General features: G+C 69.5%; 21 protein-coding genes. 9 read left to right on the top strand and 12 right to left on the bottom strand.

From position 1 onward, the window contains the following. Positions 1-141 precede the first annotated feature (141 nt). The gene (locus EXE41_RS03105; protein WP_004045866.1) at positions 142-336 is read left to right on the top strand and encodes a cold-shock protein; all 195 of its coding nucleotides are present in this window, start codon (positions 142-144) and stop codon (positions 334-336) included. Between the two features lie 174 nt (positions 337-510). Further along, complete coding sequence (locus tag EXE41_RS03100) at positions 511-1,071, top strand: hypothetical protein (RefSeq protein ID WP_086215800.1); 561 nt, start codon at positions 511-513, stop codon at positions 1,069-1,071. A 49-nt stretch (positions 1,072-1,120) separates the two neighbouring features. Here EXE41_RS03100 and EXE41_RS03095 read toward each other — a convergent pair whose 3' ends face one another. Together EXE41_RS03095 and EXE41_RS03090 are read right to left on the bottom strand one after the other, a co-directional pair. Beyond that, entirely contained in the window at positions 1,121-2,080 is a 960-nt protein-coding gene (locus EXE41_RS03095; RefSeq protein ID WP_086215801.1) for an oxidoreductase, read from the bottom strand. A 92-nt stretch (positions 2,081-2,172) separates the two neighbouring features. Further along, the gene (locus tag EXE41_RS03090) at positions 2,173-3,243 is read right to left on the bottom strand and encodes a hypothetical protein (protein ID WP_137690267.1); all 1,071 of its coding nucleotides are present in this window, start codon (positions 3,241-3,243) and stop codon (positions 2,173-2,175) included. Positions 3,244-3,498: 255 nt separating this feature from the next. Here EXE41_RS03090 and EXE41_RS03085 point away from each other — a divergent pair, with 255 nt between their 5' ends. Next, positions 3,499-5,961, top strand: a complete 2,463-nt coding sequence (locus EXE41_RS03085) for a DNA topoisomerase VI subunit B (RefSeq protein WP_086215802.1) — start codon at positions 3,499-3,501, stop codon at positions 5,959-5,961. Next, entirely contained in the window at positions 5,961-7,046 is a 1,086-nt protein-coding gene (locus tag EXE41_RS03080) for a DNA topoisomerase IV subunit A (protein WP_049929589.1), read from the top strand. The genes EXE41_RS03085 and EXE41_RS03080 overlap by 1 nt, the downstream gene beginning before the upstream one ends. A 32-nt stretch (positions 7,047-7,078) precedes the next feature. On the opposite strand, the gene EXE41_RS03075 is transcribed toward EXE41_RS03080, so the two are convergent. After that, positions 7,079-7,315, bottom strand: a complete 237-nt coding sequence (locus tag EXE41_RS03075) for a CDGSH iron-sulfur domain-containing protein (RefSeq protein ID WP_086219209.1) — start codon at positions 7,313-7,315, stop codon at positions 7,079-7,081. A gap of 107 nt (positions 7,316-7,422) precedes the next feature. Here EXE41_RS03075 and msrB point away from each other — a divergent pair, with 107 nt between their 5' ends. After that, positions 7,423-7,833, top strand: a complete 411-nt coding sequence (gene msrB / locus EXE41_RS03070; protein WP_137690266.1) for a peptide-methionine (R)-S-oxide reductase MsrB — start codon at positions 7,423-7,425, stop codon at positions 7,831-7,833. Between the two features lie 27 nt (positions 7,834-7,860). Here msrB and EXE41_RS03065 read toward each other — a convergent pair whose 3' ends face one another. The 4 genes from EXE41_RS03065 to EXE41_RS03050 all read right to left on the bottom strand — a co-directional run bounded on the left by EXE41_RS03065 (position 7,861) and on the right by EXE41_RS03050 (position 11,607). Continuing rightward, on the bottom strand, positions 7,861-8,607 hold the full coding sequence (locus tag EXE41_RS03065; RefSeq protein WP_137690265.1) for a sensor histidine kinase KdpD: 747 nt from the start codon (positions 8,605-8,607) through the stop codon (positions 7,861-7,863). A 68-nt stretch (positions 8,608-8,675) separates the two neighbouring features. Further along, positions 8,676-9,830 (bottom strand): acyl-CoA dehydrogenase family protein, encoded by a 1,155-nt coding sequence (locus EXE41_RS03060; protein ID WP_049929594.1) that lies wholly within the window; start codon positions 9,828-9,830, stop codon positions 8,676-8,678. 152 nt (positions 9,831-9,982) lie between these two features. After that, complete coding sequence (locus EXE41_RS03055) at positions 9,983-11,122, bottom strand: pyridoxal phosphate-dependent aminotransferase (protein WP_086219207.1); 1,140 nt, start codon at positions 11,120-11,122, stop codon at positions 9,983-9,985. Further along, on the bottom strand, positions 11,119-11,607 hold the full coding sequence (locus EXE41_RS03050) for an Lrp/AsnC family transcriptional regulator (RefSeq protein WP_049929596.1): 489 nt from the start codon (positions 11,605-11,607) through the stop codon (positions 11,119-11,121). Before EXE41_RS03050 ends, EXE41_RS03055 begins: the two co-directional genes overlap by 4 nt. A 131-nt stretch (positions 11,608-11,738) precedes the next feature. Here EXE41_RS03050 and EXE41_RS03045 point away from each other — a divergent pair, with 131 nt between their 5' ends. Beyond that, a complete protein-coding gene (locus EXE41_RS03045) occupies positions 11,739-12,605 on the top strand; it encodes an aldo/keto reductase (RefSeq protein WP_049929597.1) in 867 nt (288 codons plus the stop codon). Between the two features lie 31 nt (positions 12,606-12,636). Here EXE41_RS03045 and EXE41_RS03040 read toward each other — a convergent pair whose 3' ends face one another. After that, the gene (locus EXE41_RS03040; protein WP_086215807.1) at positions 12,637-14,043 is read right to left on the bottom strand and encodes an adenylosuccinate synthase; all 1,407 of its coding nucleotides are present in this window, start codon (positions 14,041-14,043) and stop codon (positions 12,637-12,639) included. A gap of 304 nt (positions 14,044-14,347) precedes the next feature. Here EXE41_RS03040 and EXE41_RS03035 point away from each other — a divergent pair, with 304 nt between their 5' ends. Continuing rightward, the gene (locus tag EXE41_RS03035) at positions 14,348-14,653 is read left to right on the top strand and encodes a hypothetical protein (protein WP_049929599.1); all 306 of its coding nucleotides are present in this window, start codon (positions 14,348-14,350) and stop codon (positions 14,651-14,653) included. Between the two features lie 83 nt (positions 14,654-14,736). Here EXE41_RS03035 and EXE41_RS03030 read toward each other — a convergent pair whose 3' ends face one another. The 4 genes from EXE41_RS03030 to EXE41_RS03015 form a co-directional block, all read right to left on the bottom strand. Beyond that, complete coding sequence (locus EXE41_RS03030; RefSeq protein ID WP_137690264.1) at positions 14,737-17,004, bottom strand: hypothetical protein; 2,268 nt, start codon at positions 17,002-17,004, stop codon at positions 14,737-14,739. 131 nt (positions 17,005-17,135) lie between these two features. Next, on the bottom strand, positions 17,136-17,609 hold the full coding sequence (locus tag EXE41_RS03025; protein WP_137690263.1) for an NUDIX hydrolase: 474 nt from the start codon (positions 17,607-17,609) through the stop codon (positions 17,136-17,138). A gap of 81 nt (positions 17,610-17,690) precedes the next feature. Next, positions 17,691-18,668, bottom strand: a complete 978-nt coding sequence (locus EXE41_RS03020) for a transcription initiation factor IIB family protein (protein ID WP_049929602.1) — start codon at positions 18,666-18,668, stop codon at positions 17,691-17,693. Between the two features lie 270 nt (positions 18,669-18,938). After that, positions 18,939-19,595, bottom strand: a complete 657-nt coding sequence (locus EXE41_RS03015) for a hypothetical protein (RefSeq protein WP_137690262.1) — start codon at positions 19,593-19,595, stop codon at positions 18,939-18,941. Positions 19,596-19,714: 119 nt separating this feature from the next. On the opposite strand from EXE41_RS03015, the gene EXE41_RS03010 reads away from it, so the two are divergent. Both EXE41_RS03010 and EXE41_RS03005 read left to right on the top strand, forming a co-directional pair. After that, a complete protein-coding gene (locus tag EXE41_RS03010; RefSeq protein ID WP_137690261.1) occupies positions 19,715-20,890 on the top strand; it encodes a Xaa-Pro peptidase family protein in 1,176 nt (391 codons plus the stop codon). An 84-nt stretch (positions 20,891-20,974) separates the two neighbouring features. After that, positions 20,975-22,159, top strand: coding sequence for an MFS transporter (locus tag EXE41_RS03005; RefSeq protein WP_086215812.1), 1,185 nt, complete (start codon positions 20,975-20,977; stop codon positions 22,157-22,159). Positions 22,160-22,190: the final 31 nt, after the last annotated feature.

Below are 22,190 nucleotides of genomic sequence, written 5' to 3'. Positions count from 1 at the left end.
CCATTCGAAACCAAAGCCTGAGAAGAGAGGAAATTTAGAATCCGAAGCTACCGGAGGGTTTCGCCCGAACTCGACCCTATTTCCTCCCCACGAACGCGGCACACAACACTTATCACCTCGTCGGGCGACAGTTGATCCGCGATGGCGACAGGCAAGGTCGACTTCTTCAACGACACCGGCGGCTACGGATTCATCGAGACTGACGACGCTGACGAGGACGTGTTCTTCCACATGGAAGACGTCGGCGGCCCGGACCTCGAGGAGGGACAGGAGGTAGAGTTCGAGATCGAGGAGGCGGACAAGGGTCCGCGCGCGACGAACCTCACTCGGCTGTAACTCGTCCGGCGGCATCCGCTACCGGCGAACTCGGACAGCTCTCGAAACGCGTTCCGTGTATATTACGCACCGCGAGCGACGGCGCCGTCGTTCGTCCGTCGGCCGACGCCCTCGCCGTCTCTCCCTCCCGCCGACGGCGGCGCCGTTTTACTCGCCGAGCGACGAGATTGCTACATGGAGGCCGACGACCCTAACAGCCACCTCGACGACCTCGACGCGTTCGTCGCCGAGAACCTCGACCGCTACGCCGAGACGCAGGGCGTCCTCCCGGAGCGGCTCGACGAGTTCGGCGAGCGGTACCGCTCGCAGGGGCACCTGACGCGGGATCAGCTGTACGAGATCGCCTACGAGTCGTCCACGCGGAGCGCGTACCACGTCGAGAAGAACCCCGAGGCGCGCTGCCGCGAGGTGACGCGCAACGCGCGCGCCGTCGATGGCGACTTCTCGTCGATCCACCTCATCACCGGCCTCGCCGGGTTCAAAGCGGCGACCGCGTCGTGCGTGGTGGCCGCGCTCGACGGCGATCGGCACGCCGTCGTCGACACGCGGGTCTGGGCGTCTCTGGAGCGGCTGGGTTACCTCGACGGGCGCAAGGAGTCGTTCGACGCCGCCGACTACGTGACGATGATCGAGCCGATCCGCGCGATCGCCGACGAGACGGGCTACCGGCCGGTCGACGTGTGCTACGCGCTGTTCGCGCACGACGCCCACGTCCGGGACGGGACGCTTCACTGAGGGACGGACCGAGCGAGCCGCGGCCGCGCGAGCGGCGCGCGAAAACCGCCTACACCGGGTACTCGACGCCGGTCGCCTCGGTCGAGTACTCCCAGAGCTTCCGGGCGTCGTCCCGGTCGTAGGAGGCGTCGTTCGACCGCCCGACGGTCGGGTGCCCGCGCATGTTCATCAGGCCGCCCGGCTCGACGTACGCCCCGCCGTCGACGTCGGCGGTGGCCGCGTACAGCATCGGCTCGACGCCGATATCGGCATCCTGCCCGAGGACCGCGTTCGCGGCCTTCATGCCGACCTTCATCAGCGGGTTCCCGCTCTCCTCGGCGGTCCGCATCTGGAGGTTCGTGTCGGTGTAGCCGGGGTGGCAGGCGACGCTGCGGATCCCCGGGTCGCCGTCCTCGTCGCTCGCGGCGTCGAGCCGGCGCTGGAGCTCGTAGGCGAACAGCAGGTTCGAGAGCTTGCTGCGTCCGTACGCCTGCCACTTCCCGTACGACCGCTCCCAGTTGAGATCCGAGAAGTCCATCTCGCCCTGCTCGTGGGCCCCCGAGGACTGCGTGACGACGCGGGCGTCACCGCCGATCCCCTCGGCGGCGTCGAGGAGGTCGAACAGCCGTCCGGTGAGCGCGAAGTGGCCGAGGTGGTTGACGCCGAACTGCGTCTCGAAACCGTCCTCGGTCTCGCTACGCGGGATCGCCATCACGCCGGCGTTGTTACAGAGTACGTCGACGCCGTCGTAGTCGTCTCGCAGGCCATCGACGAACGCCCCCACCGAGTCGAGCGACGCGAGGTCGCACTCGCGGACGTCGAGGTCGCCGTCGAGGCCGCCCCTGGCGTCCGCCCGGACCTCGTCGGCCGCCGCCTCGGCGCGCTCGACGCTCCGACACGCCATCACGACGGTCGCGCCCCTCGCGGCGAACTCCCGGGTCCCCTCGAACCCGAGTCCGCTGTTCGCCCCGGTGACGACCACCGTCTTCCCGTCCAACCGCGGCATCTCGTCGGCCGTCCATCCTGACATGGACGGAGGAAGGGGCGTCACGGGGAGAAACCTGTCGGCGGCCGAACCGTCGCCCGAGAGCGTCCCCGGGACGGGGCGGCGACGCTCCGAAATCAGGTCTCCTCGAACCCGCGCAACACGACGGCCACCGCGTCCGCGGACGGAACGTCGCGGACGGCGTACTCGGTCGGGTGCCGTCGGGCGTGCGGGTACGTGTCCGGCTGCGGGACCGCGTACGTCTCCCGCCCCTCGAAGCCCCTGAGGAAGTCCCGCGTGATCATCGGTTCGACGAACGCTAACCGCGGCGGCTCGCTCTCGTCGGGTGCGATGAACCCCTGGATGAGCGTATTCGCGAACGCGTCCGGGTCCCCCGGCTCGCCCGGGCCGTCCGGGAGTTCCGGCGCGTCCGCGGGAGCCGTGTGTTCGCCCATGTCGGTGATGTACCGCTGGTCGGCGACCGGCTCGGGCGACCGCGCGTACCCCTCGGGGAGCTGGTCGTAATCGAACCGCGTCTCCGTCACCTCGCCGTCGGGATCCGGCTGCGGACTGCCGGGCGCGTACTCCCCGTTCCCGGTGTCGTACGGCGGGAGTCGAGGTCCGTCGACGGCGTCGACGGTCGCCGGATCGAGCATGTGGAAGTGAATATCGAAGTGCGGCTTGAGCCACGCGCCCGCCCCGCCGAAGTGGCCGCCCGGATTCCAGTTGAGCCCGAGGAGCGTGAACGGTGTCCGCTCCGCGGCTGGGAACGGGACGAAGAACTGGAGCGACTGCTTGAAGTGGACCTGCGTCGCCTGCCCGCCCGCGCGGTACTTGTCGGTCTCGGCCCGGTGGTTGGCCGCTTCGAGCTCGCCGGCGTTCGGGAGGCCCTCCAGTGCCGTCCGGTCGAACTCCACGCCGTGGTACTTCGGCTCGCCCGACGGGGTCTCGGTGGTGAACGTCCTGACCGAGCCGTTTCCGAGGTCGACGCTCCGGCCGTAGGTCGTGATCCCCTTCGGTGGGAACCCGCCCGCAGCGCGGACGCCGGCGCCGTTCCCACTTCTCGGTTCGCCGACGGCGGTCGACGTGCCCCAGACGAGGGCGGCGCCGGTCGCGGCCGCGCCTCGGAGTACCGCCCGTCGGTCCGGCTCCGGCGGTCGGGTCGTGGTTCGCGCTCGGTTCGCCTCGCCACTCGCGTCGTCTGTCATTTCGGTGCTCCCTCCCGGCACGAATGTTGGTCTGTGACACATCACCGTGTCACATTAATCAATAAATTTAAATTATTTCAATGTAACGACCGGCCGGCCGACGGTACGACGGGATAGCGAGTTCAGACGCGTCCCGAGAACTGTCACGTGAGAGCGGCACACGCATCCGTCGGAGACGGCTTCTTCCGCGGGGATACACTTTCACCGCGCCGCCGGTGCGTTTTTAGGTGCCTCGGGGAAAGGAGTGAGTACCGAATGACGTCCTTCCAGTCGACGATCGGCGACGAGGAGGGGATCGCGGAGGAGCTGGCCGAGGGCCAGCGCGAGATCTCCATCGCCGAGTTCTTCGAGAAGAACAAACACATGCTCGGGTTCGACTCGGGCGCCCGGGGGCTCGTCACCGCTGTCAAGGAGGCGGTCGACAACGCCCTCGACGCGACCGAGGAGGCCGGCGTCCTCCCCGACATCTACATCGAGATCGAGGAGGTGGGCGACTACTACCGGCTCGTCATCGAGGACAACGGGCCTGGGATCACGAAAGAACAGCTTCCGAAGGTGTTCGGAAAGCTCCTGTACGGCAGCCGGTTCCACGCCCGCGAGCAGTCCCGCGGGCAGCAGGGGATCGGGATCTCGGCGGCCGTCCTGTACTCGCAGCTGACCTCGGGCCAGCCGGCGAAGATCACTTCGCGGCCGAAGGGCCAATCGCGGGCGCAGTACTTCGAGCTCATCATCGATACGGACACGAACGAGCCGGAGATCCAGGCCGACGAGGAGACGACGTGGGACCGCCCCCACGGGACCCGGATCGAGCTGGAGATGGAGGCGAACATGCGCGCCCGCCAGCAGCTCCACGACTACGTGAAACACACCGCGGTCGTCAACCCCCACGCACGGCTCGAACTGCGCGAGCCGGGGCTCGACGAGCCGATGAAGTTCGAGCGCGCCACCGACGAGCTGCCGGCGGAGACGGAGGAGATCCGCCCGCACCCCCACGGCGTCGAGCTCGGCACGCTGATCAAGATGCTGGAGGCGACCGAGTCGTACTCGGTCTCCGGGTTCCTCCAAGAGGAGTTCACACGGGTCGGCAAGAAGACCGCCGACAGCGTGATCGACAACTTCCGAGACGTGTACTACGGCCGCGAGCTGTCGTGGTCGCCGCCCCGAGCGCACGACGACCGCGATATCGCGAGCGCGGTCTCCGAGGCCGTCGCCAACAAGGGCGCGGAAGCGACGACCGCCTTCGCAGCGGGCGTCGCCGAGACGGTCGGGAACAACGACCGGATCACCCGGTCCGAGCTCGCCGACATCGTCGACAACGTCGCGGAGACGGTCGAGGACGACACCGGAAAGACGTTCGGCGGGACCGTCCGCGAGAACGCGGTCGACGCCGGGTGGCGGGCGGTCACCGGCCGCGGCGGCGCGGACGAGGAGGCCGCGGCGTCGAGCGGCGACGGCGGGGCCGACGACCCCGAGGAGTCCCCGCTCGTCCCCGACGTGTACGCGCTGGTCGACGAGGCCACGTCGACGCGGAAGGACGACGCCGCGGTTCAGGCGATGGCCGAGGCGCTCGCGCGCCGGTTCGAGAACCTCGACGGCGACGCGTTCCGGACCACCCGCGACGACCTCGAACGCCTCGTCGCGGACGCGGCGTCGTTCGTCGCCGAGCAGCACGACGCGACCTTCGGCGAGACCGCGCGCGAGAACGTCGTCGAGGCGTTCTGGTCGCGGGCGCGGACCGTGCCAGACGACCCGCCGAAGGTGAAGTCGATCGCGGGCGACCGCGACGCCGCGGCCGACCTCCTAGAGGCGATGCGGACGACGGACATCCTCGCGCCGCCGACCGGGTGTCTCGCGCCGATCACGGCGGAGCTGGTCGAGGCCGGGCTACGGAAGGAGTACGACGCCGACTTCTACGCGGCGGCGACCCGCGACGCCGAGGTCCACGGCGGCGACCCGTTCATCGTCGAGGCCGGGATCGCGTACGGCGGCGAGATTCCCGCCGAGGGGTCGGTCGAGCTGCTCCGGTTCGCCAACCGCGTCCCGCTCGTCTACCAGCGGGGCGCCTGCGCGACGACGGACGTGATAAAACAGATCGGATGGCGCAACTACGGGTTAGACCAGCCCGGGGGGTCGGGGATGCCGAACGGGCCGGCCGTCATCAGCATCCACGTCGCCTCCACGAACGTCCCGTTCACGAGCGAGTCGAAGGACGCGCTCGCGAACGTCCCCGAGATCGAAGACGAGATCGAGCTCGCGGTCCGGGAGGCCGCCCGCGAACTGAAGTCGTTCCTCAGTAAGCGGCGCTCGATGCAGCAGCGCCGGGAGAAACAGGACGTGCTCGGTCGCATCCTCCCGGAGATGGCCGACAAGGTCTCGGAGGTCACCGGCCGGCCGCGCCCCGACATCGACGGGGCCCTGGCGCGGATCATGAACAACGTCAGCGTCGAGCGCGAGGTGAACGGCGAGGCGGTGACGCTCACCGTCGAGAACCACTCGGACGTGAACGAGGAGCTGGAGATCACCGACATCGTCTCGGCGGAGCCGACCGACCTCTCCGACGGAACGGTGGTGGATATGGACGGCGAGTGGTTCGTCCAGTGGAAGCCCGAGGTCCCCTCGGGCGACGAGCGAGAACTGACGTACGCGGTCGACGGCGACCCCGAGTTCGAGGTCAGCGTCGGCGGCGTGGAGACCGAGAAACTCACGGTGAACGACTAATGACGACCGAAAGCGACGCACGAGACGAGCTGATCGACCTGGCCGCCGACTTCTACGACCAGTTCGCGGCGGGGTCGATTCCGGAGATGACGCTCCCCACGCGGACGAAGAGCAACATCGAGTACGACGAGGAGAGCGGCGTCTGGACCTACGGCGACCGCACCTCGACGCGAAGCGCGAACTCGGTGCGGGGCGCGCGCAAGCTGCTGAAAGCCGCCTACACGATCGAGTTCCTCGCGAACCAGCTCGACGACGATCGCTCGTCGACGCTGCGTGAGCTGTACTACCTGTCGGAGTCGTGGGACAACGACGAGGCGCAGTTCAACTCCCAGGACGAGTCGAACGACCTCGTGGAGGACTTAGAGATCGTCACGGGCGTCACCCGCGAGGACTTCCACATGCGCCCGGAGGAGTCGGGCGCGAAGGTGATGGGGCCGCTGCTCCTCCGCGAGCAGACCAACCGCGGTGAACGCGAGATCCACTGTCAGCTCGACGTGGGGCAGGGCGGCTACCAGATCCCGAACAACCCGGACACCATCGAGTTCCTCGACAACGACGCCGAGTTCGTCCTCTGCGTCGAGACCGGCGGGATGCGTGACCGGTTGGTCGAGAACGGGTTCGACGAGGCCCACGACGCCCTCGTGGTCCACCTCGGCGGCCAGCCCGCCCGCGCCACCCGCCGGCTCACGAAGCGCTTCCGCGACGAGCTGGACCTCCCGGTCGTGGTGTTCACCGACGGCGACCCGTGGTCCTACCGGATCTACGGCTCCGTCGCGTACGGCTCGATCAAGTCCGCACATCTCTCGAAGTACCTCGCGACGCCCGAGGCGCGGTTCATCGGGATCCAGCCCGAGGACATCGTCGAGTATGACCTCCCCTCCGACCCGCTATCCGACTCGGACATCAACGCCCTCGAATCCGAGCTGGAGGACCCGCGGTTCCAGACGGACTACTGGGAAGAGCAGATCGAGCTCCAGCTCGACATCGGCAAGAAGTCCGAACAGCAGTCCCTCGCGAGCCGCGGGCTCGACTTCGTCACCGACACCTACCTCCCCGAGCGGCTCGGGGAGATGGGCGTGATCTGACCGCCGGCACCGTCGCGCTCGGCGGCCCGCCGCTACGCATCTTCGAACGCGATCTCGTCGACCTCGCGGCGCTCGCCGTCGGCGTCGTCGTCCTCGTACTTGTACACGACGCCGTCTTCCTCGTCGGCCGTGGCCCTATGCGAGCCGTCACAGAGCGGTTGCGAGTCGGAGAGCCCGCACCGACAGACGTAGATCAGGCCGTCGTCTCCCTTGTCGTCGTCGTCCAGTATCGTCGGCCCCCGCTCTTCGTGCGTGACTTCGCGTGCCATGGGCGCGAATCGGACCGCCGGGTGGATACCGTTTGGGGCCGCGGGCCGCAACTTCTCCGCGGCTCGCCCGTCGCAACCCCCTTGCCCGTGGGGCGCGTATCGGGGGTATGAGCGAGACAGACGAGCGCGACCCGGCGGAGCTGACCGACGACGAGTGGCGCGAGCGACTCTCCGACGAGGAGTACCGCGTGCTGCGCGAGAGCGGCACGGAGGCGAAGTTCTCCGGCGAGTACGTCGACCACCACCCCGACGACGGGGAGTACAAGTGTCGCGCCTGCGGCACGGTCCTGTTCGAGGCCGAGACGAAGTACGAGTCCGGCTGCGGCTGGCCCGCCTTCTACGCCGCCGAGGAGGAGTCGGTGACGACGACGGTGGACACCAGCCACGGGATGCGCCGCACCGAGGTCCGGTGCGCGACCTGCGACTCGCACCTCGGGCACGTGTTCGACGACGGCCCGGAGCCCACGGGGAAGCGGTTCTGTATCAACTCGGTCGCGATGGAGTACGACGACGAGTGAGCCGCCGCGACACGGCGCGTCGCGGGGTCACTCCGAGCAGAGCGGAAGCCTGACGACGAAGATAGCGCCCCTCGGCTCGTTGTCCTCGACCCACACGCCCCCGCCGTAAATCTCGACGAGCGAGCGGACGAGGTACAGCCCGATCCCCGCGCCCGGGCTGTCGAGGCCCTTCTCCCCCTTCCCGAATATCTCGTCGCGCTGGCCTTCGGGGATCCCCGGCCCGTTGTCGGCGACGCGGACATCGGCGACGCCCTCGTCGACGGTCGCCGACACCGTCACCTTCGGCGGGGTCTCGTCGTTGTGCTGGACCGCGTTCCGCAGGAGGTTCCGGAACACCGAGCTCAACATCTCGTCGCCGACGACCTCGACCTCCGGGTACGAGCCCTCCACCGTGAAGACGGCCTCTGAGTACGCGGACCGCACCTCCTCGACCTGCTGTGAGAGGACCCGGTCGAGCGCGACGCGGCTCGGCTCGGCGTCCTCGCGGAGCATCACTTCGGCGAGGTCGCGGACCGTCGTGGTGAGCGAGACGGCGCTCTGCGTGTTCCGCTTGATCACGTCGAGGTACTCCCGCCCCTCCTCGTCGACGTGGTCGTCGAGCAGTTCGGCGTACGCCCCGACGAGCTGGAGGTCGTTGCGGATGTCGTGGCGCATCACCTGGTTCAGCAGCTGTAGATCGTCGCGCTGTCGCTTGAGGCGCTCTTCCGGGTCCGCCCTGTCGCCGCTCTCGAAGCGCGCGTCGTTACCCTCTCTGAGGGCCTCCTCCTCGTTCATACCGACGATATAGGCCTACCGGGGGTTTTAGATGTCGGTCGCGGGCGACCGGCGGTCCGTCGCCGCCCTCACATCCCCTCGTCGAGCAGTTCGCGGGCGACGATGTTCTTCTGGATCTCGGTCGTCCCCTCGTAGATCTGCGTGATCTTCGCGTCGCGGTAGAGCCGCTCGACGTCGTGGTCGTTGACGAAGCCGGCGCCGCCGTGGATCTGGACCGCCTCGTCGGCGACCTCGACCGCGGTCCGGGAGGCGAACTCCTTGGCCATCGACGCGAGCGCGGTCAGGTCGCCGGCCTCGTTGTCGACCGCCCACGCGGAGCGGTAGGTGAGCCAGCGGGCGGCCTCGGTGTTCGTGTGCATCTCCGCGAGCTTGTGTTTGATCGCCTGGAAGTCGGAGATGGAGCGGCCGAACTGCTCGCGCTCCTCGGCGTACTCCAGCGCGCGCTCGGCCGCGCCGCGGGCGATGCCGACGCCCTGCGCGGCGACCGCGGTCCGCGTCTCGTCGAAGAACTGCATGAGCTGGAGGAATCCCATCCCGCGCTGGCCGATCAGGTTCTCCTCGGGCACCCGCACGTCGTCGAAGCGGAGCTCCGCGGTGTCGCTCGCGCGGATGCCGAGCTTCCCGGTTATCTTGTCGCGGGTGAGCCCGTCGCGGTCGCCCTCGACGAGGATCTGCGAGTAGCCCGAGTAGCGGTCGTCGATATCGGGGTCCGTCTCGCAGACGACGACGAAGTAGTCCGCGACGGTGCCGTTCGTGATCCACATCTTCGACCCGTTTATGACCCACTCGTCACCGTCCTTCTCCGCCCGCGTCGCCACGCTCGTCACGTCCGAGCCGGCCTGCGGCTCGGAGATGGCCGACCCCATCACCGCGTCGCCCGCGGTCACTTCGGGGAGGACACGCTCCTTCTGTTCCTCGGTGCCGAACTCCATCAGCGCCTCGGCGCCGAACCCGGCGCTCGAGATACAGAGCCCGATCCCGGGGTCGGCCGCGAACAGCTCCTCGGTGAGGATGGCGTTCTCCAGCGAGGAGTAGCCGATCCCGCCGTACTCGACCGGGACGTGCGGCGCGAGCAGCCCCATGTCGGCGGCCTTGTCCATCACCTCGTGGGGGTACGCCTCGTCGACGTCGTACTCGGTCGCGACCGGTCGGATCTCCTCGTCGGCGAACTTCCGTACCTCCTCGCGCAGCTGCTTCTGTTCGTCGGTTAGCTGGAACTCCATGGCTCGAACATCAGGATCGAGCGTGATAGTCTTTGGCGAACGGCAATGAATTTGGAAGTAGTTGTTCGTTTACGCGCCGCGAGTATGCCACCAGCGCGTCAGGCGCCCCGCGACGGCCGTATCGCGACGGGGACCGCGCCGCGACCGCGGCCTCAGCGTTCCTCGACGAATGCCGCGATCCGGTCGGTCGCCTCCTTCAGCTCGCGCATCGAGGTCGCGTACGACACCCGGAGGTGCCCTTCTCCGCCCTCGCCGAAGACCGACCCCGGGACGACGGCGACGCCCTGCGCCTCCAGCAGCTCCTCGGCGAACGCCTCGTCGTCCCCGCCGCACTCGGGGAACGCGTAGAAGGCGCCGCCCGGCTCGAAGGTGTCGAGGCCCATCTCGTTGAACCGGGAGACGACCAGCCGCCGGCGGCGGTTGTACTCCTCGACCATCTCCGACACTTCGTCGTCGCAGCGGTCGAGCGCCTCGATCGCCGCGTACTGCGGCGTCGTCGGCGCCGACAGCATCGTGTACTGGTGGATCCGGTTCATCGCGTCGATCGCGTCGGTCGGCCCCAGCGCGTACCCCAGCCGCAGTCCGGTCATCGCGTACGCCTTCGAGAAGCCGTTGACGACGACCGTGCGCTCGCGCATCCCCGGCTGGGTCGCGATCGAGGCGTGGTCGTCCCCGTACGTGAGCGCGGCGTATATCTCGTCGGCCACCACGCGGAGCTCGTTGTCGCGGCAGAACGCCGCGACCTCCGCGAGTTGCTCGTCGGTCATCGTCGCGCCCGTGGGATTGTTCGGGTAACACAGCACGAGCAGGTCAGCGTCGGCCGCGCCCGCGGCCTCCAGCGACTCCCGGGTGAGCGCGAAATCGTCCGCGGCGCGCGTGGGGACCGTCAGCCGCTCGCCGCCTGCCAGTTCGATCCCTGGTCCGTAGGAGATGTACGTCGGCTCGTGGACCGCCACGGTGTCGCCGGGGTCGACGAGCGCGCGGAAGGCGAGGTCGACCGCCTCGCTCGCGCCGGTGGTGACCAGGACCTCTTCGGACGGGTCGTACGACTGGTCGTAGCGCTCGTGGTGCGCGGCGACACGCTCGCGGAGCGCGGCCATCCCGCGGTTCGCGGTGTAGGACGTTTTCCCGCGTTCGAGCGAGTCGATCGCGGCGGTGCGGGCGGCCCACGGCGCCGAGAAGTCGGGCTCGCCGACCCCCAGCGAGATCACGTCGTCGCGCGCCTCAGCGAGCTCGAAGAACTTCCGGATCCCCGACTCCGGGAGGGTGCGCGCGCGGTCCGAGATCCTCATGGCGACACGGAGAGGCGGTCGTCGTCGTCCCCGTCCTCGAACCGGATCCCGCCGTCCTTGTACGTCTCCATGATGTAGTGGGTCACGGTCTGGGTGACCGCCGGCATCGGCGCGACCTGCTCGGAGATGAACTCGGAGACGTCCTGCATGTTCTCGCCGAGCACCTCGACGGCGAAGTCGTAGTCGCCCGAGACCAGGTGTAAGGCGTCGACGGCGGGGAACTTCGCGATCCGGTCCGCGACCTGCTCGTACCCCGTCTCGCGGTCGAGTTCCACGTTGATCTCGACGACGGCGCGGATCTTCCCCTCCTCGACGCGGTCCCAGTCGACCACGGCTTGGTAGCCGTGGACGACGCCGTCGCCCTCCAGCGCGTCGATCGCGTCAGCTACCGCCGCCGCGTCGAGGCCCGTCTGGGCCGCGATGTCGTCGATGTCCTCGCGGGCGTTCCGCGCCAACACGTCGAGTACCTCGCGCTCGGCGTCCATACCCTACGATTACTCGGGGGCGGTTTATGAGTAGCGACGGGCGCAAGACGGGCGGCGCCGCGCCGCGCCCGTTCGTCGCGTCCCCTTCCGCCACCCCTACCGCTTTCAGCGTGGCGCGAGACGGACGGACCATGGCTTCCGACACCAGCGGCGGACGCGACACGTTCGACATCGGCGGGGCGTTCACGGTCGACCGACTCGGTTTCGGCGCGATGCGGGTCACCGGCGAGGACGTCATCGGCCGGCCCGCCGACGAGGAAGACGCGAGGGACGTGCTCCGGCGGGCAGTGGACCTCGGCGTCGACTTCGTCGACACCGCGGACTCCTACGGCCCGGGCGTCTCCGAGCGGCTCATCCGCGAGGCGATCGGCGATCCCGACGACGTGGTGATCGCCTCGAAGGCCGGGCTGCTCCGCAACCGCGAGGGCGACTGGCTCCCCCACGGCGACCCGGACTTCCTCAAGAACCAGGTCCTGTGTAGCCTCGACCGCCTCGGCACCGACACGATCGACCTCTACCAGTTCCACCGCCCGGACCCGGACACCGACTTCGCGGAGTCGGTCCACGCGTTCGCGGAGATGAAAGATGCCGGGCAGATCGCGCACGTCGGGCTCTCCAACGTCACCGTCGAGCAGCTGGAGACCGCGACGGACATCGTCGACATCGCGACCGTCCAGAACCGGTACAACGTCGGCCACCGCGACGACGAGGCCGTGCTGCGCGCTTGCGAGGGCCGCGGCGTGGGCTTCATCCCGTGGGGCCCGATGTACGCGGTCGACGACGACGAGTCCGCCGACGCGCTCGACGAGGTCGCGGCGCGACGCGACGCCACGCCGCGGCAGGTCGCGCTCGCGTGGCTCCTCGATCACTCCGACGTGACGCTCCCGATCCCGGGCACGTCGAGCGTCGACCACCTCGAATCCAACCTCGCGGCCGCGGACCTGTCGCTGACGGCGGAAGACATGGCCGCGCTGAACGCGATAGATCCGCGGGAATAGGCCCGAAATCCGACGGTAGACGGGCGAGTTCCTATTCGTCGAACGGGTTCGTCAGTTCGACCGTCTCCTCGCGGTCGGGGCCGACGCCGACGGCGTAGACCGGCGTGTCAATCTCGTCGGCGACGAACTCCAGGTAGTCGCGGGCCGCCTCGGGGAGCGCATCGTAGCCCGCCTCGGCGACCGCCGAGGAGTCGAACGGCGCCCACGTGTCGAGCGTCTCGTATACCGGCTCGCAGCGCTCCCACCGGTCGGTCGTGGTGGGGACGGTGTCGAGCGTCTCTCCGTCGAGCTCGTAGCCGGTACACACCTTCAGCTCGTCGAGCCCGGCGAGCACGTCGACGTGGTTGACCGCGACCCCGGTGAACCCGGAGACGCGCGCGGCGTGACGGAGCATCGGCAGGTCGAGCCAGCCGATCCGGCGTGGGCGGCCGGTGACCGTGCCGAACTCGCCGCCCTTCTCGCGGATCTCGTCGGCGAGCGCCTCCTCGTCGGCGTCGCCGTCGAGTTCGGTCGGGAGCGGCCCCTCGCCGACGCGCGAGAGGTACGCCTTCACGATGCCCACGACCTCGCCGTCGCCGACCGTCGTGACGCCGAGCCCGGAGCCGACGGCCGCGCCGCCCGCGGTCGGGTTCGACGAGGTGACGAACGGGTAGTTCCCGTGGTCGACGTCGATGTGCGTCCCCTGCGCGCCCTCGAAGAGGATCTCGTCGCCCGCCTCGTGACGGCGGTGAAGGTAGTCGGAACAGTTGACGGTCATCCCCTCGTCGGCGAGGCGCTCGCCGATCGCGGCGAACTCCTCGTGGAGGGCGTCGACGTCGAAGGCGGCCGCGCGGTCGTCATCGCTGTCGTCGTCGCCGGACTGCGTCCGGTTGCCAGAGGCGCGTTGCGCCTCGCTGTCGAGGTCGAGCCCGTACACGTCCTCGACGAGCGCGCGCTTCTGCGGGACCGCGTACTCGAGCTTCTCGCGAAGGGTCTCGGGGTCGAGCAGGTCCGCGACCCGGATCCCGCGGCGGCCGGCCTTATCCTCGTAGGTGGGGCCGATACCGCGACCGGTCGTGCCGACCGCGTCGCCGGCGTCGTCGTCGGCTTTTACCTCCTCCTCGATCCCGTCCAGCACGCGGTGGTACGGCATGATCACGTGCGCCCGGCGGGCGACGCGCACGTCGGGGTCGAGCCCCTGCTCGCGCAGGTTGTCGATCTCGGCGAACAGCGTCTTCGGGTTGACGACGCAGCCGTTGCCGAGGATACCGACGGTCCCCCGGACCGCGCCGCTGGGAACCAACGAGAGTTTGTACTCCGCGCCGCCTTCGACGACGGTGTGGCCGGCGTTGTCGCCGCCCTGATAACGGACTACGACGTCCGCGTCCCCTCCCCACCGGTCGACGAGCGCGCCTTTGCCCTCGTCGCCGAGTTGGGAGCCGACGATGGTGAGTGTCATACGACCTGCCGATTCCCGGCGGGGGGTAAAACCGATTACGGTCTGTGACTGCGACATAACCACGAATGAGGATCACTGAATAAACGGCTCACAGGAAATAGGCTCGTTCGTGTATCTTCGCAGTTTCCGGACCTGTACTCACTCTCGCGGTCTCCGTCGCGATCGGGCGCGCCGCGTCCGAGCCGCGCGCTGCGCCGCAATCGAACACGTTAATTACTGCCACGTCAAAGGGTGCGATCTGACAGGGTGACCGCGGTCGCCGACAGCAACTTTTAAACGGGGGCATGACAAGTTAACATGTGCCATGATAGATCGACTAGAGAAAGAGGTAGACATGCTGGAACGTCACCTCCAAGTCCTGCGGATGGTCATCGAGAACGAGCCGATCGGCATCGTGAAGATGTCGAACGAGACTGGGTACCCGCACCACAAGGTCCGATACTCGCTGCGCGTCCTCGAAGAGGAGAACCTCATCGAGCCGTCCAGCCAGGGAGCGATCACCACGGAGCGGACCCACGAGTTCGTCGACGAACTCGACGAGAAGCTCGACGAGACCGTTGATAAGCTGGGGTCGATGCGGATCGACGACGCCGCGGAACTCCAGAACTGACTGCGATTCCGATTTGGCCCGCCGACGTAGGTGCCGCGTTTTCTCTCTCAGCCCGCGCTCGCGAGCCGCGGCGGTCGGACCGACTACAGGTCCGGGACCGTCATGTGGAACCCGCCGTCGCGCGCCTCGACGAGGCACAGGTGGAACCCCTGCTTGCGCGAGAGCTTCACGAAGCTCGCCCGCTTGGACCGGCTGAACAGGCCGCCGCCGACCGCATCGCTCGCGGTCTCTAAGGCCCCGGGCTCGAAGAAGCTCTCAGTCACCGCGAACGCCCCGGCGAACGTCTCGTTGGAGGCGGCGATGTCGCGCCCGTTCTCGACGAGCGACTCCAGCGTCCCCTCGGGCGTCGGGTCCCGGCTGTCGTTCAGGTCGGCGACGAACAGCGGGTGTCCCATGCGATCGCGCAACACGAGGTCGAACGACCGCTGCTCGCGGACCTCCTCGCCGCCCTCGCGGAGTTTGACCGACACCGTCCCGCCGATCTCGGCGCGGTCGATGTCCGGGAGCGCGTCGTAGAGGTCCCGAAGCGTCCCCTCGTTCCCGGTACCGCGGACCTCGAACGGGAGGTCCTCGACGAGCCAGCGGGTGAAGCCGTACTCGATGGTGTCCCCGAGGAACTCCTCGAACGGCCGCCCGTCGACGGCGAGGCCCTCCGTCTCGAAGCTGGTGTGGTGTTCGACCCGGAGGTTCTCGCGGAGGGCCTCGCGGTCGACGCTCCCGTTGTGGGCGTCCGCCAGCGTCGCGCCCTCCTTCGATTCGTACCTGATGAACAGGTTCGTTCCGCTGCGCGCCTTCGCGGGGGTGAGCGTCCGCTCGGCGTCCGGGAGCCGGTCCTTCGCCTCGGAGAGCTCGCGGCGGAGCCGGTCGCGCTCCTCCCGGAGGTCGCCGACCTCGGACTCGAGCCGCTCGACCTCGTCGACCAACTCGTCGCGTTCGGTCGCGATCTCGTCGCGCTCGGCCGCTAGCCGGTCGCGTTCGTCGGCCAGCGACTGGCGCTTCGTCTCCGTCTCCTCGAGGGCCGCCTCGAGCTTCCGAAGCCGCTCCGGGCTCGCGTCGCCCGTCGCGTCGCGGGCGTCGCGCTTCGAGACCGCCGACGGCGTCGACGCGGACCGCTCGGTGGAGCGCGGCGACGGCGACCCGCCGTTCGCGTTCGATCCGCTCCGCTCGGCCCGCCCGGGGTCGGCCGCCGAACGAGAACGCTGCGACGGCGGGTCGGGACGCTCGTCGGCCCCGCGGGGTTCGTCGCCAGCCTCCGACGGGTCGAGCGCCGGGATGGACTTCTGCTCCCGCCACTCGGCCTCCTCCGAGAAGACGTCCTCGTCGCTCGACGCGTTCCCGGTGCCCGACGCGCCCTCGGCGTTCGATGCGTCTCCCGCGTCCGGCGTTCCCCGGGTGTCCCGCGAAGCACCGTCTCCGGTCGCTTCGGTCGGTGGCCGGCGCTCGCGGTCCGTCACCCCCGCCGCCTCGACGTCCGTCTCCGTGGCGTCCATCTCCGCGGCGTCGGCGGCTCCTATCTGTACCGCGTCGGGCGACTCTTCGCCCTCCCCCGTCGTCGCTTCACCGCCCGCTTCGGCCGCGTCGGGCCCGTCCGAATCTGAGTCGCGAGCGGCGGTCGTCGGGTCGTCTCGGGGCCGGGCCGCCGAGCCGTCGTCCCGCCCGGTGTTCGGCGCGGGATCAACGGCGTCCGCGGGGGAAGCTTCATCGGCTCCGCCCGGCGCGTCCCTCCCGTCGTCGCCCCTCGAGTCGGGGTCGCTCCCCGCGTCTTCCGTCTCGTCGGTCGTCCCGTCGTCCGTAGCGTCCGCCGTCTCCGCGTCGTCCGGGAGCGGGCGGACGTCGAGATCGACCTCGTACACGCTGTAGATGCCGACCTCGTCCGCGGCGAGTTCGAAGGCGTCGTCCCCCGTCTCCAGCCGGCGCGCGTTGCCGACGTACGCGGCGGCCATCGACTCGCCGCCGGTGTACGCGACGTAGTAGTCGCCGGAGAGGACGTTCTCCGACAGCTCGATGTAGCCGGTGAATCCGCCCTGCGAGAGCTTCCGGTCCGCCTCCTTGAGCGGCGTGTCATTGGTGTAGTACTTCGCCCGCGGCTCGCCGCCGAGCTCCTGCATCGCGAAGAGCACCGGGAGCGCGTCGTCGGGGGCCCGGTAGACGGTCCCCGAGGCCTCCGCGAAGGCGTCGAGCGTCGCGTCGACCACGCCGACGACGCGACCGTCGACGAGGAACACCCACCCGACCCCGTCGGTTGCGGCGCCGGAGAACCCGTCGTCGACGATCCGCCCGAGCCCCGCGAGCCCGTCGGAAAACGAGCGCTCGTCCCACTCGGCGATCGCTTCCCTTCGCTGTGCGTCCATCCTTGCGTTTACGTCGCCAACACCGACTCAAATACCTTCCGGAGCGTGAGACGGCCGTCTGACGCCCCGCTCCGCCGCTCCGACCGGCGGACGGCGGCGGCCCCGAGAGCGCTCTCGACGGCCCGTCCCGCTCACCCCTCGTCGACGGCGGCGATCGCCTCCCGACCGAGGTCGACGACGTCCTCCGGGAGGTCGCTCGCCGCGAGTTCAGACCGGGTGTACCAGCGCCACTGGTCCGGGTCGACCTCGTCGTCGCCGTCGGGAGCGATCTCTCGGGAGTCGACGCGGGCGTAGTAGAGGTGATCGACGTGCTGGTGGCCCACCAACCCGTCCTCGTGGACGTTGATGTCGTGGAGCATGAGGTGGGCCGGCTCCGGGAGCCCGCGGGTGTTCGGGCCCGTGATCTGCGACTCGGCGGCGACCAGCTCCGGCGTCAGCCCCGTCTCCTCGCGGACCTCGCGGCGAGCGGCCTCGTGCGGGAGCTCGTCGCGGTCGACGTGGCCGCCGGGCGGCAGCCGGATGCCGAGCCGCTCGTGGTCGTGAAGCGCCGTCGCGCCGTCGTTGACGATGTACGTCGTCGCCGTGAAGTGGCGGGTCGTCTCCATACGTGCGGGTGGCGACGCGTCGCCTTCGCGGTTTCGACCCGGACGGAGGGCGACCGACGCGGCGGCGGGCAGAAAAGCGGCTCAGTTCAGCGCGACGGAGTCCTCGGCCTCGAGGAGCTCGTGGTACCGGTTCCGGATGGTGACCTCGCTGATGTTCGCGACCTCGCTGACCTCGCTCTGGGTCACCTTCTCGTTGACCAGCAGCGAGGCGGCGTAGACGGCGGCGGCGGCGAGCCCGACCGGCGACTTGCCGGAGTGGATCCCTTGCTCCTTCGCCGTGTCGAGCAGGCTGCGGGCGCGGCGCTCGGCCTCGTCGGAGAGGCCGAGGTCGGAGGCGAACCGCGGGACGTAGCTCTCGGGGTCGGCGGGCTGGATCTCCAGCTTCAGCTCGCGGACGACGTAGCGGTACGTCCGGGCGATCTCGTCCTTCTCGACGCGGGAGACGCCCGCGATCTCGTCGAGGCTCCGCGGCGTCCCGGCCTGCCGGGCTGCGGCGTACAGCGAGGCCGTCGAGACGCCCTCGATGGACCGGCCGGGAAGCAGGTCCTCGTCGAGCGCGCGGCGGTAGATGACGCTCGCAGTCTCGCGGACGTTGTCGGGGAGGCCGAGGGCGCTGGCCATGCGGTCGATCTCGCCGAGCGCCTGCTTGAGGTTGCGCTCCTTGGAGTCGCGGGTGCGGAACCGCTCGTTCCACGTCCGCAGCCGCTGCATCTTCTCGCGCTGGCGGCTGGACAGCGACTTACCGTAAGCGTCCTTGTCCTGCCAGCCGATGTTCGTCGAGAGCCCCTTGTCGTGCATCATGTTCGTCGTCGGGGCACCGACGCGGGACTTGTTGTCCTTCTCCTTGGAGTCGAACGCGCGCCACTCCGGCCCGCGGTCGATCTCGTCCTCTTCGACGACCAGTCCGCAGTCGACGCAGACGGTCTCGCCGTGTTCCGTGTCCGTCGCTAGCTGACCGCCGCACTCGGGACACCGCAGTTCCTCCTCTTGGCTCTCCGACTCGGTTTCGCGCTCGTCGTCGGCCGTCTCTGTCGTGTACGTTCGAAGGTTCTCGCTCATTGGTTTGGTACGTGGAGGGAACAACGAAACCGAGAGACGGATCTCGGTGTTTTCCTCACCTTCGGGTAAGTGAGCCAAATACTTAAATGTTTGTGTGGTTGGTACCTCTGAGACACGCCCGAAAACGGAGTGTACAACCCTGTAAGATTCGGTATTCGAGATGCCTCCTGCGAAACCACGTCACGAGCGAAACAGACGGACTCTCCCCGGGATATAGTATATAGGCGTTTCGCGGTGACGGGACGGCGTTCGCGGCGACCGATCCGGCCGTCAGTCCCCGGTCGCGAAGGTCGCGCTCGCACCGACGAGATGGCCGACGACGACGCCCAGTCCGGTCACCAGTAGCACTGTCGCGGCGAAGTCCGGACCGGCGGTGACGCCGGCGGCCTCCGTCACAGGTATCCCGTCCGCGTCGGAGATCGGCACCGTCCCGTCGGTCGCGTGACGCGTCAACGGCACCCGAGAGACCGCCCGCAGCGCGAGCATCGTCGGGAGGTATCCGAGGGTCGCGCCCATGCCGGTCACGGCGCCGGCGAGCAGGTCGTCGACACCGAGGTATCGGACGGCGGCCGCGGCGCCGAGAGCGAAGGTCAGCGGGACCGCGCGGAGCGGCCACAGCGCGGCGTCGGCCTGTATCAGCGGATGCCCGAAGATGACGTGGTTCGACAGCCCGGGTCCCGTCCGGACCCGGACCCAGTGGGCGTCGAGGAGGAACCAGATCGACCCCTCGACCGCGGATATCGGGCCGCCGACCATCCACCGGGCGACCTCGGACTCCTCCGGCGAGACGCCGGCGACCGCGAGCCCGATCCAGGTGAGCGCCAGTCCGAGCAGCGCCGCAGCGCTCCCGCAGGCGACGGCGACCGGCAGCCAGCCGGACGGGAGGTGTACGAGCGAGAGGAGGGTAGTTCGTCGGTCCGTCGACATCACGCCCCGGTCGTTCCGGCTTGGCGGGCATATGCTTTGTCGCGGGTCGTCGAGGCCCCTCACCGTCTCGCCGGTTCCGAGAGGACAACCGCTTTGCCCCTCCCCGAACAGGGGCACGTATGAACCGACCGCGGCTCGACGACCGCCTCGCCGACCTCGAGACGGACGGCTACCTGATCGACGCCTCGCAGGAGGACGCCAACCAGCTGTACCTCTCCGGGTTCACCGGGCCCGACCCGTTCCTCACGCTGTACGCCGACGGAGCGGTCCACGTCCTCGTCGGCGGCCTGGAGTACGGGCGGGCGAAGAAGGAGGCGACGGCCGACGGCGTCGAGCGCCACGCCGACTACGACTACGAGTACGGCGGGCGCGAGGCGCGAAACGACATGTACGCCGCGTTCGTCCGCGACAAGGGCGTCGAGTCCGTCTCGATGCCGCCCCGCGGCCCGGTCGGTACCGCCGACGCCCTCCGGGAGCGCGGCGTGGCGGTGACCGTCGACACCGACGACCGGCTCCGGGAAGTCCGGGCGGTCAAGACCGACGACGAGATCGAGGCGATCCGCGAGGCCCAGGCGGCGAACGAGGCGGCGATGCGCGCCGCCGAGGACCTGATCGCCGGCGCGGACGTGGCGACCGAGAGCGACGACGCGGAGACGGGCGTCCTGCTCCGCGACGGCGAGCCGCTCACCAGCGAGCGGGTGACCGAGGAGATCGAGGTCACCCTCCTCCGGCACGGCTGCGCGCTCGACGAGACGATCGTCGCCGGCGGCGCGCAGGCCGCGGACCCCCACGACCGTGGCTCGGGCCCGCTCCGCGCGGACGAGGCGATCATCGTCGACATCTTCCCCCGGTCGAAGGCGACGAAGTACAACGCCGACATGACGCGGACGTTCTGCGTCGGCGAGCCGAACGAGACCCTCCGCGAGTGGTACGAACTCACCGAGCGCGCCCTCGACGCCGCGCTCGACGCGGTCGAGCCGGGCGCGACCGGGGAAGACGTCCACGCCGCCGCCTGCGAGGTGTACGACGAGGCCGGCGAGCCGACCTTCCGCACCGACCCGGAGACGGAGACCGGGTTCATCCACTCGACGGGGCACGGCATCGGTCTCGACGTCCACGAGTCGCCGCGGCTCGCGAGCGGCGGCGGAGAGCTGGAGCCGGGCCACGTGATCACCGTCGAGCCCGGCCTCTACGACCCCGACGTGGGCGGCGTCCGGATCGAGGACCTCGTCGTCGTCACCGAGGACGGCTACGAGAACCTCACCGACTACCCGATCCGGTTCGCGGCCGAGTGAGCTCTCGGGCGGTCCGGCCGGAGAGGCTCCGGTTCGTCTGACCGCGATCGGAAGCCGCTTTGACCCGTGTCCGGTACGGCGACTGTGAACTGGCGGTACGAACAGACGGCGCTCGCGCTCTGTACGCTCGCGTTCACCGGCACCATGGTGGCGCGGCTGGTCGTCAGCCCGCTGGTCCCGGAGATCACGACGCAGTTCGGCGTCACCAACGGCACCGTCGGGCTCGCGCTCAGCGGCATGTGGCTCACCTACGCGCTGGCGCAGTTCCCCTCCGGCGTCCTCGGCGATCGCTACGGCGAGCGCCGCGTCATCCTCACCGCGGTGGGGGCCACCGCGATCGCGTCGGTGCTCCTCGCCGCCTCGCCTTCGATGCTCGCGTTCGGACTGTTCGCGGCCGTTCTCGGCGTCGGGGCGGGGCTCCACTACTCGGTCGCGACGACGTTCCTCACGCGGCAGTTCGACGACACCGGCCGCGCCATCGGCGTCCACGTGGCCGGGGGACCGCTCGCGGGACTCGCCGCGCCGCCGGCGGCCGCGCTCGTCGGATCGCGGTACGGGTGGCGCGCCGGGGTCCTCCTCGGCGCTGCCGTCGCGGTCCCCGTGTTCGCGCTGTTCGCGTGGCGGGTCCGGCCGACCGAACCGCTCCGCCCCGACCAGCCGATGGGCGAGCGGTTCGCGTTCGGTCCGCTCGCCGAGCTGCTCTCGCGGCCCGAGATCCTCTACACGACGGCGCTGGCGACGATGGGCGCGTTCACGTGGCAGGCGACCGCATCCTTCCTGCCGACGTTCCTCGAGGTCGGGACCGGCTTATCGAGCGCGCTGTCGGCGCTTTTGTTCTCGGCGTACTTCCTCGTCCACGGGGGAACACAGCCGGTCACCGGGTCGATATCCGACCGGATCGGCCGCGACGCCACCGCGATGGTGACCATGAGCGCCGGCGTCGTCGGGTACGGGGCCCTCGTCGCGACTGCGACGCTCGACCTGGGGCTGCCGGTCACGGTCGCGGGCGTCGGCCTCGTCGGCCTCGCGATGTCGTGGGGCGCGCCGGTACAGTCGCGGTTCATGGACCTCCTCTCCGACGCCGAGCGCGGCGCCGGGTTCGGGCTGGTCCGGACGGCGTACATGGTCACGGGGGCCTCCGGCAGCGTCGTCGTCGGCGCCGTCTCCGACGCCGCGGGGTGGCCGGTCGCGTTCGGGCTGCTCGCCTGCGTGATGGCGCTCGGGCTGGCCACGCTGTCGGCGAACCGGCTGTTTGGCTTGGGGTATTGACTCGCCGCAGGTATGTCAGTTACATGCCTGT

The sequence above is a fragment of the Halorubrum sp. SD690R genome, assembly GCF_005435035.1.
GTDB lineage: Archaea > Halobacteriota > Halobacteria > Halobacteriales > Haloferacaceae > Halorubrum > Halorubrum ezzemoulense.
Note: the sequence above shows the minus strand (reverse complement) of the source record. Positions and strands in the feature narration are given on the sequence as shown.

Excerpts from the sequence above, each read along its gene's own strand:
- EXE41_RS03105 (WP_004045866.1), top strand. The coding sequence starts at position 142 with ATGGCGACAGGCAAGGTCGACTTCTTCAACGACACCGGCGGCTACGGA.
- EXE41_RS03100 (WP_086215800.1), top strand. The coding sequence starts at position 511 with ATGGAGGCCGACGACCCTAACAGCCACCTCGACGACCTCGACGCGTTC.
- EXE41_RS03095 (WP_086215801.1), bottom strand. The coding sequence starts at position 2,080 with ATGTCAGGATGGACGGCCGACGAGATGCCGCGGTTGGACGGGAAGACG.
- EXE41_RS03090 (WP_137690267.1), bottom strand. The coding sequence starts at position 3,243 with ATGACAGACGACGCGAGTGGCGAGGCGAACCGAGCGCGAACCACGACC.
- EXE41_RS03085 (WP_086215802.1), top strand. The coding sequence starts at position 3,499 with ATGACGTCCTTCCAGTCGACGATCGGCGACGAGGAGGGGATCGCGGAG.
- EXE41_RS03080 (WP_049929589.1), top strand. The coding sequence starts at position 5,961 with ATGACGACCGAAAGCGACGCACGAGACGAGCTGATCGACCTGGCCGCC.
- EXE41_RS03075 (WP_086219209.1), bottom strand. The coding sequence starts at position 7,315 with ATGGCACGCGAAGTCACGCACGAAGAGCGGGGGCCGACGATACTGGAC.
- msrB (WP_137690266.1), top strand. The coding sequence starts at position 7,423 with ATGAGCGAGACAGACGAGCGCGACCCGGCGGAGCTGACCGACGACGAG.
- EXE41_RS03065 (WP_137690265.1), bottom strand. The coding sequence starts at position 8,607 with ATGAACGAGGAGGAGGCCCTCAGAGAGGGTAACGACGCGCGCTTCGAG.
- EXE41_RS03060 (WP_049929594.1), bottom strand. The coding sequence starts at position 9,830 with ATGGAGTTCCAGCTAACCGACGAACAGAAGCAGCTGCGCGAGGAGGTA.
- EXE41_RS03055 (WP_086219207.1), bottom strand. The coding sequence starts at position 11,122 with ATGAGGATCTCGGACCGCGCGCGCACCCTCCCGGAGTCGGGGATCCGG.
- EXE41_RS03050 (WP_049929596.1), bottom strand. The coding sequence starts at position 11,607 with ATGGACGCCGAGCGCGAGGTACTCGACGTGTTGGCGCGGAACGCCCGC.
- EXE41_RS03045 (WP_049929597.1), top strand. The coding sequence starts at position 11,739 with ATGGCTTCCGACACCAGCGGCGGACGCGACACGTTCGACATCGGCGGG.
- EXE41_RS03040 (WP_086215807.1), bottom strand. The coding sequence starts at position 14,043 with ATGACACTCACCATCGTCGGCTCCCAACTCGGCGACGAGGGCAAAGGC.
- EXE41_RS03035 (WP_049929599.1), top strand. The coding sequence starts at position 14,348 with ATGATAGATCGACTAGAGAAAGAGGTAGACATGCTGGAACGTCACCTC.
- EXE41_RS03030 (WP_137690264.1), bottom strand. The coding sequence starts at position 17,004 with ATGGACGCACAGCGAAGGGAAGCGATCGCCGAGTGGGACGAGCGCTCG.
- EXE41_RS03025 (WP_137690263.1), bottom strand. The coding sequence starts at position 17,609 with ATGGAGACGACCCGCCACTTCACGGCGACGACGTACATCGTCAACGAC.
- EXE41_RS03020 (WP_049929602.1), bottom strand. The coding sequence starts at position 18,668 with ATGAGCGAGAACCTTCGAACGTACACGACAGAGACGGCCGACGACGAG.
- EXE41_RS03015 (WP_137690262.1), bottom strand. The coding sequence starts at position 19,595 with ATGTCGACGGACCGACGAACTACCCTCCTCTCGCTCGTACACCTCCCG.
- EXE41_RS03010 (WP_137690261.1), top strand. The coding sequence starts at position 19,715 with ATGAACCGACCGCGGCTCGACGACCGCCTCGCCGACCTCGAGACGGAC.